This is a genomic window from Dyella silvatica, assembly GCF_026283955.1.
GTDB classification, from domain to species: domain Bacteria; phylum Pseudomonadota; class Gammaproteobacteria; order Xanthomonadales; family Rhodanobacteraceae; genus Dyella_C; species Dyella_C silvatica.
Map to the genome: position 1 here is coordinate 1 of NZ_JAPDPE010000135.1, position 13,774 is coordinate 13,774.

Consider the following 13,774-nt stretch of genomic DNA (forward strand, 5'->3'; position numbering starts at 1 on the left):
GCCGAGTTGGTGTGGAAATACTTGATGCCCGCGCCGTTGTTGATGTTGTTGACGGTGTTGGTCACGTTGGTGACGTTCTGGTTGGTCGCGTACAACTGCGAACCATTCACCGCATCGGTGCTGGCCGCACTTAACGTGCCCGCCGTCAGATTGGTGATCTTCACGCCGCCCGCCGGCGCACCGGTGCCGCCCGTGGCGCCGAGCGTGATGGTGTTGCCACCGGCCGCGTCGTACTTCACCGCGATAGCCGCCGTGTTTACCGCGTCGGTATTCAACGCGGTAAGCGCCGCGCCGACATTAGCGTTGACCGTGCTGCCGGTGTTGGCACCGGTCGCACTGATCGCGTTGGTGGTGTAGGAAGGCGCGGTGAATGCGCCTGTCGTCGGATCCATCGCCGCACCGCCGCCCAGCGCGCTCACCGTATTCTGGCCGACTTGATTGAGCTGGCTGACGTTAACGGCATCAGTCGCCTGGCTGCCTGCGGCGACGCCGGTGATCTGCCGGCCGCTGCCATTGTTGGCAATGTTCAACTCACCGCCGGAGTTGCTGCTGCCGACGGCATAGCCGGTATAGCCCGTCTGTGCACCGCGAGTCGCGGAGGCATAGCTGCCCAACGCAATACTGTTGGCCGTGCTGGCGCTGGCCTGGCGACCGATCGCGATGCCTTGCGCCGCCGAGGACGCCGAGTTGTCACCGAAGGCCAGGCCGTAGCCTCCCGCCGCCGTGGTGCTGGCTGCCGAGCCAAACGCGATCGAAGACGCACCGACCGCCGAGGTGCCATTGCCGATGCCGATGGCATCGGTGCCCGACACGGTCGACTTGGAAGCAAACGATCCGACGTTGCTGACCGAGATGGCGCCGATGCCACTGGCATTGGCGATGGAACCGATCGCCACCGAGCCGCCATTGGCGCCGCTCGATTGCGCACCGTTGCCGATAGCGACGCTATTGTTGGTGCTGGAGCTGGCATTGGCGCCGACCGCGATGCTGTTGCTGCCGCTGGCTGTGGCGCTGGCACCCTGCGCGATCGAGCTGCCGCCGGTCGCCGTGGCGCCGTTGCCCAGGGCGATATCGTTCGCGGTGGTTGGCGTACCGCTGACACCGGCGACGGCATTGAGACCTTGGGCAATCGCGTTGTTGCCATAGGCCTTGGCGACCGGACCGACGGCGACGCTGTCGGTGCCGACGGCGCTGCTGTCGGCCTTGGTCGAGCTGGCGTGGAAATACTTGATGCCTGCTCCGTTAGTGATGTTGCTAACGGTGTTGGTCACGTTGGTGACGTTCTGATTGGTCGCGTACAACTGCGAACCATTCACGGCATCCGTGCTTGCGGCACTCAACGTGCCGGCAGTCAGGTTGGTGATCTTCACCCCACCCACCGGCGCACCGGCACCGCCGGTCGCACCGAGCGTGATGGTGTTGCCGCCAGCTGCGTCATATTTGACGGCGATATTGGCGGTGTTGTTGACGTTGTTATTGAGCGCCGTCAGCGCGCCACCGACCGTGGTCTGTGCTGTCGGGGCACTGACGGCACCGGTGGCGCTGACGCCGTTGATCGGCTGGCTGAAGCCGCTGATGTTGCCGGTGGCTGCGTTGTAGCTGGCGCCGCCGCCCAGCGTGCTTGCCGTCGACGTGCCCAGATTGTTGACGCCGGTCGCTACCGAGTTCAATTGCGAACCGTTGATGGCATCGGTGCTGGTCGCCGAGATCACGCCGGCCGCCACGTTCTGGATCTGCCGCTCGTTACCCGCCGAACCGACCGACACCACACCGCTGGCCGCCTTGGCGATACCCGCCACCGCGCCGCCGTACAGTGCCGTGGTGCCGGTATGCGGCGCCGCCGTGATCGAACCGGCGCCCAGCGCAACGTCATTGACGTTGCCTGCCACAGCACCCAAGCCGATCCCGACCGCCTTATTGGCCGACGCGGTACTATCCCTTCCCAGCGCCAGGGAGTCAGCACCCGAGGCGGCGGAACTGATGCCCAAGGCAACGGCATTAGTGGCACTCGCTGCGGCGCCGCTGCCGATGGCCAGGGCGTTCTTAGCGCTTGCGTTGGCAAACGTTCCCAGCGCAACCGTCGCCGCCCCGTTGGTTATCGCACCCGCGCCGAGCGCCAATGACTGTCCACCGGCAGCAGAGGCACGATCGCCGATGACGACGTCAGAATTGTTCGTTGCGACGGTTCTATTTCCTATGGCGACGGCCTGGGCCGCCGCGCTGGACTTTGAGCCCATCGCAATGCCGAACTCTTGAGCTGAGGCCGTGTCGCCGAATGCCAACGCCAGTGCCGAGGCATTGGAGCCATTGCCTAACGCGACCGAGCCCTGCCCGATGGCCGTGTTGCCATTGCCGACGGCCACCGGGCCATTGACCGCTGCCGTACCCGCCGCATTGCCCGCCGCCACATTATTGGCGCCCAACGCTACCGCGCCGGGGCCATTGGCGATATTCGGATCACCGATCGCCACCGCACCATCGCCGGTCGCGTGTTGACCACGACCAATCGCCACGGCGCCACCCGCAGCGGTACCGCTGTTAGCGGCGGTAGCGCTTGAACCGATTGCCACGTTTTGACCAGTGGCGCCCGAGACCACGCCGTCGCCCTGGGCGATGCCGAAGGCACCGTTGACGGCGGCGGCACGCCCCATCGCAATACCGGAAGTGGCTGCAGCAGCAACGCTAGACTGACCTCCGATGGCAATGGCATCCGAGGCCGCACTCTGCGCCCCCTTGCTGGCATTGCTGCCGATAGCGACCGAGCCAGCGCCCGAAGCTGTCGTGGAATCAGCCACCGAGAGCGGCGTCGTACCGTCACCGCCAGCGCCGCCGATGGCGACGGAGTTCAGCGCGGTCGCGTTGCTGCCGAAACCCACGGCCGTGCTCGCGGTTCCCGATGCGACAGCTTCCAAACCGCCAGCCATGCCCCATTTGTCGGCGTGGCTTAGAAAACCATAGGCCGATCCGCCGGTGCCATCCACTTGACTACGGGTCCCGTAGACGGTGGCGGCATTCTGATTGTTGCCATTGGCATTGCAACCGGCCACGGTAGAAAACGTACCCGAACCATCGGTCGGTCCGGCGGTGGTGTAGCTTGGCACAGTCCTTCCTACCGAGAATAAAGCGCCGCCGGAAGCACAGCTTGTGTTTCCGATTGTGCTGGTCAGAACATTGGCATGTCCAAGCGACGGCCAGCTCTGCAGCAGCATTGCTACCACCGTGGCCAGTGCGCTGAGCTTCAAGCCGGCGCGACCGTTGCCGGCAGCAGCGCAAGCGCTATCGCTATTAGCAAGCTCTGAAGCCACTACCAGCTGCCTTAACGACTTGTTCCACACCTTGCTGAAGATCTTGTTCATGCTTGTTACCTCTCATCACCTGGACATCGAAGCCGGGGATGGAGGAAACGTCAGACACACACCTAACCCGTCCGCCCCGTTAGGGGCGCTGGCCTTGCTTCAGCGATGCAATTCGATGCAGTGGCTAGGCGCCACACGCTTCTAGGTAGGTAATACCTGCTCGGTCTCGATGCCCCGTGCTTTACATTTGAATTCCCGACAGGCGACAGCTCAGGGGGAGGCGTCGCCTGCCGTTGGCGTCAATTCGCCAACACACCCCACTCCTTTGGCGTGCGGAAAAGCTTCGACGTGACATACTCAATTGATTTATATGGATATAATCAAGTTTTATGAGAAATACATCACATCGTAAATGTGATGAACATCACGCTTTGTGATGCGCATTGTGTGATTTTGATCACATAAACGACATCAGACGATTCCTAAAAAGATCACGACGTTTTCATGCAGCGCCCACGGCAAAGCGCCCGGCAGATGGCCTGCCGGGCATGGAGAGTCGTGGCTTGTCGGGAAAGCGGACTTAGGAAATCAGGCCGTAGCTGCGCGCGTATTCATAGAGCTGGCTATTGCTCTTAAGGCCCAGCTTGCGCATGGCGTCGTTCTTTTGCTGGCTGACCGTCTTGACGCTGCGATGCAACTGCTCGGCGATCTGGGTTACCGAGTTTCCACTGGCGTAGAGCCGAACGACCTCGGCCTCGCGCTTGGAAAGGCCACCGCCATCGGCCAGCGCTACCTGCATGTCCGCACCGCCATATGCGGCACGCAGATCGGTAATCCCGGTACGGGTCTGTTCGTTCAGATGAACCCGTCCACTGGACACGGTCTTGATGGCCTGCATCAATTGTTTGCCCATCGATGCCTTGTCCACCACACCGCGTGCGCCGGCGGCGAGCATGCCGCTGATCAGGCTGGGGTTGTGCACCATGGTCAGAATGATGATGGGCAGATCGGGGTAATCGCGACGCAGTCGCTTGAGCAAGGGCAAACCGTCGCTGGCACCCTGCTCGTCCGGCATGGAGAAATCGGTAATCAGCAAATCACAGGAATGCGTCGCCAGCAGCGCTAACAGATCACGACCGTTAAGCGCCTCGCCGATCACTTCATAGGTTTTACCAAAGCTCATAAGTAGAGCCTTGATTCCCATCAGAACCACCGGATGGTCATCAGCAACAATGATCCGCATCGGTTTATGTGCCCCTGTTATTTCACTGACCTGATCGCTAGCGCATCCAGCGCTCACGCCCAGACTTGCCTTACTCCACGACTTGAGTTTTTGACTTGCCTGAGTAGCCACGCCTGAAACCGGCGCTGGCGCCCGGGCGTCAGCATAACATTGGGGTTACTGACGCCTTGCGTAACCAGCGGGCCGTTCAGGACAGCACTGGTTCACTTTCGCCCCACAGCTCGACAAATCAGGCTTTTGCCGATCAGCCCACATTCCTGCATCGTCAATCGGCCATATATCGACATACACTCTGTGGCCTTTTATGGCCCCGTGCGCCGCCAGACCCAGCCACGGGCCACTCCAAAGTTCTTTGACTAGGCTTCATGGCCACAAACCTGACGATCGGACTCCTGTTTGCGCACATCGACCTCGGGGCCATGCCGACGTCGGTCGCCGTGATAACGCTGGCCGCCCTGCTCACGGTCACCGCCTTGCTGGCGTTGTCGGTGCTATGGCTGGCCTACCGTGAACGGGGCAAGGCCGCACTGGCGCAACGACGGCTGCTGTTGCAGGAAGCCATGATTCACACGTGGCTAGATGCTTTTCCGATGCCGGTCATGATCAAAGACCCGGCCGGCGTGTATCTGCGGGTAAACCGTGCTTGTCAGCTCGAACTGGGCTTGACGGCCGCAGCGGCGCTGGGCAAAACCAGTCTCCAATTGCCCGATTATCGGCTGTCCAGCCCTGGCGGGGCACCGCTGAGCAATCATCAACTGCATGAACTCAGCCTTGAGGTTATCCAGGCAGATCGCGAATACCGTAGCGAGCTGATGTACCTCGATAGCACTGGTCAGCAGCGGTTTGGCCTCTGGATAGATCAACCGATTCACGAGGCGGACGGCAGCGTCACCGGCTCGATGACCACGCTGATCGATATCACCACCTATCGCGAAATCGCCCTGCATGCCCGTGCCAGCGAACAACATCTGCGCGAGGTGACGCAGCACATTCCAGTGGTGATCTTTATCGTCAACCGCGGCCTGGACCGGCGGCGGCGGCTGAACTTTATCGCCGGCGATCTGCGGACGTTATTCGGGCTGGAGCTACAAGATCTACTGGAAACCGACGATGTGTTGCATGACTGGCCGTTCCAGGATCGCATCCACCCCGAAGACAGGGATCAGCTCAAGCAAGTGTTGCGTATGGCCAAGCATAGCCCGCAGGCCCAATCGCTGGACTTTCGCGCTTATGGCGAAGAGGGCCTGCGCTGGATTCACCTTGCGATGGCGCCACAGCAGCTGGCTGACGGCAGCATGCAATGGGCGGGTTACTTCATCGACACCACCCGCATCAATACGCATAACGACGCCCTGCGCGCGGCACGCGATGCGGCAGAGCGCGCCTCCAAGGCCAAGGCTGATTTCCTGGCGACGATGAGTCACGAAATTCGCACGCCGATGAACGGCGTCATCGGCATGCTGGAGTTGCTAAGCCATACCCCATTGAACGATGAGCAGCATGAGTTGCTGCATGCGGTGGAAGATTCGGCCGGGGTGCTCTTGCAGGTGCTTAACGACGTGCTGGATTTCTCCAAGATCGAAGCCGGCGATCTGCGTCTGGACAACCAGCCGTTCAACGCGCGCACGCTGGTCGACAACGTCGTCAGCATGATGGCGGCGCATATGCACAAGAAAGAGCTGCATCTGCAGGTCACGGTCGATGCCGCCCTGGCCGGCCGGCTGCATGGCGATAGCGTGCGGATCCGACAAATTCTGCTCAACCTGCTCAACAACGCCGGCAAGTTCACCGAACACGGCGGGGTCTCGGTAAAGCTGCGCGTGCTTGGCGACAACGGCACGCATCAACGCCTGCGCCTGAGCGTGACCGACACCGGCATCGGCATTGCCGAGGACAAACAAGCGCGGCTGTTCACCCCCTTTGTGCAGGCTGAGTCCTGGATTACCCGGCGCCACGGCGGCACCGGCCTGGGCCTGGCGATTTGCCGCCATCTGGTCCAGCTGATGGGTGGCACGATCGAGCTGACCAGCCAGCTAGGCATCGGCACCACCGTCACGGTCGAATTGCGGCTGCCGGTGGATCAACGCGAGGTAGAAAAACCGTCAAACCTGATAGGACGCCACGCGATCGTGCGCTTGCAATCGGCAGAGACCGCCGTGGCATTGTCCGCGTACCTGACCGCATTGGGTTTGACCACTGAACAGATTCCGCCCTCGCAAACGCTACGCAGCGGCATTTCGGCCAATATCCTGTTTCTCGATGAAGACGACGACGTCAGCCTAGGCCAGGTGGCGGCTCAAGTGGTCATCGTAAGCGAGCAGGTGGGCGCATCGACGTCGACCGAATCAACCGTTGGCAACGGCCACTTGCTGCTCAACGCCAACCCGCTGAAGTGGCAGGCCGTGACACGTATCTGTGTGCTTGCAGTCGAACCGCTCAGTCAGCCAACCCGTCACAGCGTACTTGGCCAGGCCGTCGCCGCCGCCACCGAAACGGATGACAGCCATCTGCAACAGCGAATCCATGGCCGCGTATTGATTGCCGAAGATCATCAGATCAGCCAGCAGCTGATACGCCGCCAGCTAGCCTTGCTGGGCTGGTCCTGCGATGTGGTCGGCAACGGCAAGGCAGCCCTTGCAGCATTGCAAGACCACGATTACGCCATGCTGATTACCGATTGCCAGATGCCGGTGATGAATGGCTACGAGCTGGCTATCGCCTGGCGACAATACGAAGACGAAGATGGTAAAAATACCCGGCTGCCGATTCTGGCGATGACCGCCAATGCCTTAAGCGGCGAAATGGAGCGCTGCCGCGAAGCCGGTATGGATGACTACATCAGCAAACCAGTGCAGTTGCGTGCGCTGGAAGAAAAACTTTCGCTGTGGATGCCGCGGCGCCCATCGATGGAAACGCCGGCTGACCCTGACCTCGATACATCCGAATGGGATCTGTGGTCGACCGAGCCCGACCTGCTGGGCCTACGCAATGACATGCTGCCAGTGCTGGTGGAAAGCACTCAAAGCGACCTGGATCAGCTGCTACAGGCGGTATCCAGCCACAACATCCAAGAGGCCACGCAGCAATTGCATCGTGTGCTGGGCGCGCTGCAACTGTTCAGCAACGACCCCATACTCGCCGAAGGGCGGCAATGGCTGGAGCACCTGCATAGCGAGCAAGGAAACGCCTATCTGCAGCAGCTACCGCCCTATATAGAAGCCTTGCGTCGGTTGCTTGAGGCGCTTAAGCCCTAGCACCAAAGCCTGTTTCTGCAGCCTGCGAATAATGGCACTGTCCGACACTGCGAAAACCGCCTCGCCGCTGATTTGCCGCGCCGATTTTTGCCTGGATATAACCAGCAATGGCGTGTATCCAGTTGGCGCGATCATTGCCGCGCCAGGCGATCGGCGCGCCGGTTTTATGCCACGCGCATGTTTTTCACCTGAGAGGCGCATGCAAACAGGTGATGTATAACCCCTCAAAGAGCGTGAACAAGCCCACAGGGGTGCTCGCAAGTTCCTGTTTTATCAGTCTTCACCGAGACGTAGCTGGCAATGCCTGCCGCGCTACAGCAAAATCCATGCACCATCTACCAGCTGTACGTGCGTCGATCTCCGGAGGGGATGGACGACTTGCAGCTACCCATGGAGCGATCAGGGGCGTTTCATCTCTAAAGATATTAAAGACGCAAGTCTGTAAGGAGTTTGATGATGCAACTGTCACAGAGCACGATGCTCACACGGTGGTCGATCATCCTGCTGGGCGCCATGGGTATGCTGCCGCTGGCCGCACAGGCAACCGACTGGAATTACCGCGTACGGCCTACCGACAATATCTGGGACCTAACCAGCCGTTATCTGAAACCTGGCGTGCCCTGGCAGAAACTGCAGGAATACAACCAAGTTGCCGACCCGCTTCACCTGCCACCCGGCACCACGCTGCATATCCCGATCGATTGGCTGCGCGTGCAACCCGCGCAGGCCAGCGTCGTGGCGGTAATGGGCGAGGCGCATGTGGTGCTGCCCGGGCAAAGCCAGTCGATTGTCGTCAAGCCGGCCATGTCGTTTGGCTATGGCACGCAATTGACCACCGGCCCCGATGCCAGCCTTACGCTGGAATTTGCCGATCGTTCGCGCGTGCTCATGCACAGCGACAGCGAGCTCGACCTGGACCAGATGAGTGCCTATGGCCAGACGGGCATGGTCGACACCCGATTGCGCTTGCAACATGGCCGCGTGTCCAACGACGTGACCCCGCTGAGCGGCCCTGCCGCGCATTTCAGTGTGGAAACGCCTGGCACGATTTCCAGCGTGCGCGGCACCCACTTCCGCATCGCCGCCGATACCGACAGCAAGCAATCGCGCGCTGAAGTGTTGAGCGGCAAGGTCGATGTCGCCGGTGAGCGTCGACACGTGCTGGTCAACAAAGGCCACGGCGTGGCCGTGGCCGACGGCAGCAGTCCGGGCAAGGATCGCGAGCTACTGCCCGCCCCTACCTTGAACTGTCCCGAGCAGCCGCTGCGGCAACTTCCCTATGCTGTCGCCTGGCCGGCACAGCGTGGCGCCCAGCACTATCGCGCGCAGTTGGCGCCCACCTCTCGCTTCGAAGTGCTGCTGCAAGACAAGCGCATTGACGAACCCAAAATCTACCTGCCCGATCTACCGGATGGCGACTACGCCTTGCGTGTGCACGGCGTCGACGACGCGCAGCTCGAAGGCCTGGATGCGGTTTGCACCATTCATATCGATGGCCACCCGCAACCACCGCTGGTGATCGAACCACAATGGAACAGCAAAGTTCGCGGCACCCAGCCCTCTTTTCGCTGGACCGAAAGCCAAGAAGTCGCCTCCTATGCGTGGCAATTGGCGACCGATGAGGACTTCACCCAGCCAGTGGGCGAGCAGGCCGAAGTCAAGGGCGGCAAGATCCGTGCGCCGCAAAGCCTGCCGTATGGCCACTATTTCTGGCGCAGTGCCAGCCGTGACAACCATGGCAAACTCGGCCCCTACAGCGCACCGATTCCGTTCGAGTTGCTGGCTGAGCTACCGGCCCCCGCGCTGGATGCGCCCAAACATTCCAGCCACGAGCTAAGCCTTGGCTGGCAGCCAGGCGCGCCGGGTCAGCACTATCATGTGCAGCTGGCGCGGATGCCGGATTTTGCCAAACCCGAGGTCGATCAAACCGTCGATGAGCCCAAGTTGCAGATTCCCCGCCCAGGCTCAGGCAAATGGCTGGTACGCGTGCAAACCATCGATACCGACGGCTACGCCGGCCCCTGGAGCGCCACCCAAACCGTCAAGCTGCCATGCACCACATGCCGTATTGCCGCGGCCGGCGGCGGCACCGTGTTGCTGTGGCTGTTGCTGTGATAGCTGGATGGGCGATCCCTGCGTTGACTCATCCGCGATCGGGTTGCCGTGTTGACGGCGTGCGCACAAAGCATGCACCAGCCGCGCTTGATCATGGCAAGCCTATGCAAACCATAAAGATCGGACAGGTTGGCCCACTGTGACACCGACCTGGACGCCACCGCGCATTGACCAGAACAGGAAACACCGCGCTGACGCGAGCTGATGCGATTCGATCCTTTCCATCTGTTGACCCGTTGTCTGATCTGGCTGGCCGGCAGCGGCCTGCTCACGGTGCTGCTTGCCACCGGCATCGGCACACCGATAGACAATGCGCTATACGACTGGCATCTGCGCCATTGGCGATACGCGCCTAGCGACGATGTGGTGATCGTAGCCATCGATGCGAAAAGTCTCACCGAACTGGGCCGCTGGCCCTGGCCGCGTATGCTGCACGCCCGGCTGATCGATCGGCTCACCGCAGCCGGTGTGCGCGGCATCGGCGTGGATATCACTGTCGCCGAACCCAATACGACGCATCCCGAGAACGATTTGGCACTGGCACAAGCGATCAAGCGCAACGGCCGGGTGGTGATGCCGATATTTGCCGAACCCACCGCGCTAGGCGGTCCGCTGGAAGAAATGATGCCGGCACCGGCCATCATGGCATCGGGCGCCGCACTGGGCCACGTCGATGTCGCCGAAGACGCCGACGGCCTGGTTCGCAGCGCTTATCTGAAAGCCGGCCTGGGCCGCCCCTACTGGCCCTCGTTCGCGCTGGCGATCTACCAGACGGGCAATCATCAAGCGAATCTCGCGAATCAGCCGGACCCACTGCCTGGGCTGCGCAATGACAAGCTCAGCGAATCGCCCTATCTGTGGATACGCGACAACTACGTGCTACTGCGCTACGCCGGTCCAGCCGGTCGTTTCGGCCGAATTTCCTATACTGACGTGCTTAACGACCGGGTCCCGGCCGCGCTGCTGAAAGATCGCTGGGTGCTGATCGGCGCTACCTCGGAAGGTCTCGGCGACGCCATCAACACCCCTGCATCGCGTAATACGCCCATGATGCCCGGCGTCGAATACCAAGCGAACGTACTCGAGTCGCTGCTGCGCGGGCTGACCATTACCCCACTGAGTTTTGCCAGCCAGCTTTTACTGGGCAGCCTGATGCTGGCGCTGCCGGTGCTGCTGCAAGGCATGCCTGGGCTACGACGCCCCTGGCTGGCCGCACTGATCCATACCTGCATGGTTCTGCTGTTGAGCTTGTTCTTGCTACGCGGGGCCGATCGATGGTGGCCGCCCAGCGCCTGCCTGCTGTTGCTGCTGACCGGCTACGGCATGCTGGGCCTGTTTGCGTCATGGCAACGACTCGCCCCCGCCACGCTTGACCCTTCCCTCGTGCGCCGCCATGCTGCGGCGCCTCGTATCACTGATATCTCCTGAGCATGAGCAGTCGTTACAACGCCGCCGACATCGAAGTCCTCTCGGGCCTGGACCCGGTCAAACGCCGTCCGGGCATGTACACCGACACCACGCGCCCGAATCATCTGGCGCAAGAAGTCGTAGACAACTCCGTCGACGAAGCCTTGGCCGGGCACGCCAAGAGCATCGAAGTCATCGTGCATAGCGATGGCTCTGTGGAAGTCAGCGATGACGGCCGTGGCATGCCGGTCGATATCCATCCGGAGGAAGGCATCCCCGGCGTGGAGCTGATCCTCACCCGCCTGCATGCGGGCGGCAAGTTCAACGGCAAGAACTACAACTTCTCCGGCGGCTTGCACGGCGTCGGCGTATCGGTGGTGAACGCGCTATCCACGCGGGTCGAGGTGACCATTCGCCGCGACGGCAACGAATACCGCATGGTTTTCGCCAACGGCGACCGCATCAGCGAACTGGAAATCATCGGCACAGTACCGAAAAAACGCACCGGCACCACGGTGCATTTCTGGTCCGATCCCAAATATTTCGACTCACCGAAAATCTCTCTGCCCAAGCTCAAGCATCTGCTGCGCGCCAAGGCGGTACTTTGCGCCGGCCTCAGCGTGAAGCTCACCGACGAAGCCAGTGGTGAAGTCTGCGAATGGTTTTATGAAGACGGCCTGCGCGATTACCTGCGCGGCGAGCTGGATGGTGCCGAAGCGCTGCCCAACGATTTGTTTGTGCACCACATGGCCCGCGACGTGGAAGGGCTGGAAGTCGCCCTGGCCTGGCTGCCGGAAGGCGACCTGGTGCAAGAAAGCTACGTCAACCTGATTCCCACCGCGCAAGGCGGCACCCACGTCAACGGTTTGCGCACCGGCCTGACCACGGCGATCCGCGAATTTTGCGACATCCGCAATCTGCTGCCGCGCGGCGTCAAGCTGGCGCCGGAAGATGTGTGGGAGCGGCTGGCCTTTGTGCTCTCGGCCAAATTGCAAGATCCACAGTTTGCCGGCCAGACTAAAGAGCGCCTCTCCTCGCGCAACGCCGCCGGCATGGTCGAGAACGTCATCCACGACGCCTTCAGCCTGTGGCTGAATCAACATGTCGATCTGGGCGAGCGCATTGCCCAGCTGGCGATCGAGCGCGCCAGCGCGCGCCTCAAGGCCGCCAAGCAAGTCATTCGCAAAAAGATCACCCAGGGGCCGGCGCTGCCCGGCAAGCTGGCCGACTGCACCGCGACTGACCTGACCCGCACCGAGCTATTCCTGGTCGAAGGCGACTCTGCCGGCGGCAGCGCCAAGCAGGCGCGCGACAAAGAATTCCAGGCGATCCTGCCGTTGCGCGGCAAGATCCTCAATACCTGGGAAGTGGAATCGACCTCGGTGCTGGCCTCCGAGGAAGTGCACAACCTGGCTATCGCCATTGGCTGTGATCCAGGCAAAGACGAACTGGGTAGCCTGCGCTACGGCAAGGTCATCATCCTCGCCGATGCCGACTCCGACGGCCTGCATATCGCCACCCTGCTGTGCGCGCTGTTCCTGCGTCACTTCCCGGCTTTGGTGCGTGAAGGCCATGTCTTCGTCGCCATGCCGCCGCTATTCCGCGTCGACGTAGGCAAGCAAGTGTTTTATTGCCTCGACGAAAACGAAAAAGCCGCCATGCTGCAGCGGATCGAGCGCGAAAAAATGAAGGGTCAGGTAAGCACCACGCGCTTTAAGGGCCTGGGCGAGATGAACCCGCCGCAATTACGCGAGTCGACGATTCATCCCGATACGCGCCGGCTGGTACAGCTGACCATCGACGATGGCGACAGCACCGCCAAGCTCATGGATATGTTGCTGGCCAAGAAGCGCGCCAGTGATCGCAAGGCCTGGCTGGAAGAGAAAGGCGATCTAGCCACGCTGGAGGTTTGAATTCATGGCGCCGCGTCTCCAGATGAGAGCTGGCGCCGATGTAAAAAAACCGGAGTGTTTATGGCTTTGACACCACCACTCAACCTGCAACGCTGGATCGACGAGCACCGCCACCTGCTCAAGCCGCCAGTGGGCAATAAGTGCATTGTCGATGGCGACTTCATCGTCATGATTGTCGGCGGACCGAACGCACGCACCGACTATCACTTCGACGAAGGCCCCGAGTATTTTTATCAACTCGAGGGCGAAATGGTGTTGAAGGTGCAGGATGACGGCCAGGCCCGCGACATCCCGATCCGCGCAGGCGAGATGTTTTATCTGCCGCCACGCGTACCGCACTCGCCTCAACGCATGCCCGACTCGATCGGCCTGGTGATCGAACGGCGACGCCTGGCGCATGAGAAAGATGGATTGCTGTGGTTTTGCGAGCAATGCAATCAAAAACTGTACGAGGAATATTTCATACTCGACAGTATCGAAAACGATTTTCCACCGGTGTTCGAGCGTTTTTACCGCTCACTTCAAGCCCGTACCTGCAGCACATGC

At 61.2% G+C, this 13,774-nt stretch carries 7 protein-coding genes; 5 read left to right on the top strand and 2 right to left on the bottom strand.

Annotated features, from left to right (window positions below):
- Together OUZ52_RS19860 and OUZ52_RS19865 are read right to left on the bottom strand one after the other, a co-directional pair.
- The coding region (locus tag OUZ52_RS19860) for an ESPR-type extended signal peptide-containing protein (RefSeq protein WP_266160289.1) at positions 1 to 3,356 on the bottom strand (3,356 nt) is incomplete at its 3' end.
- A 520-nt stretch (positions 3,357 to 3,876) separates the two neighbouring features.
- On the bottom strand, positions 3,877 to 4,539 hold the full coding sequence (locus OUZ52_RS19865; protein ID WP_266160290.1) for a response regulator: 663 nt from the start codon (positions 4,537 to 4,539) through the stop codon (positions 3,877 to 3,879).
- A gap of 365 nt (positions 4,540 to 4,904) precedes the next feature.
- On the opposite strand from OUZ52_RS19865, the gene OUZ52_RS19870 reads away from it, so the two are divergent.
- From OUZ52_RS19870 to OUZ52_RS19890, 5 genes are all read left to right on the top strand, one after another.
- The gene (locus OUZ52_RS19870; RefSeq protein ID WP_266160291.1) at positions 4,905 to 7,793 is read left to right on the top strand and encodes an ATP-binding protein; all 2,889 of its coding nucleotides are present in this window, start codon (positions 4,905 to 4,907) and stop codon (positions 7,791 to 7,793) included.
- A gap of 456 nt (positions 7,794 to 8,249) precedes the next feature.
- Entirely contained in the window at positions 8,250 to 9,908 is a 1,659-nt protein-coding gene (locus OUZ52_RS19875; protein ID WP_266160292.1) for a FecR family protein, read from the top strand.
- Positions 9,909 to 10,112: 204 nt separating this feature from the next.
- Positions 10,113 to 11,336 carry a CHASE2 domain-containing protein gene (locus OUZ52_RS19880; RefSeq protein WP_266160293.1) on the top strand — a complete coding sequence of 408 codons (1,224 nt, stop codon included), beginning with the start codon at positions 10,113 to 10,115 and terminating at the stop codon, positions 11,334 to 11,336.
- A 2-nt stretch (positions 11,337 to 11,338) separates the two neighbouring features.
- Positions 11,339 to 13,228, top strand: coding sequence for a DNA topoisomerase IV subunit B (parE, locus tag OUZ52_RS19885; protein ID WP_266160294.1), 1,890 nt, complete (start codon positions 11,339 to 11,341; stop codon positions 13,226 to 13,228).
- A 60-nt stretch (positions 13,229 to 13,288) separates the two neighbouring features.
- The coding region (locus OUZ52_RS19890; protein ID WP_266160295.1) for a 3-hydroxyanthranilate 3,4-dioxygenase at positions 13,289 to 13,774 on the top strand (486 nt) is incomplete at its 3' end.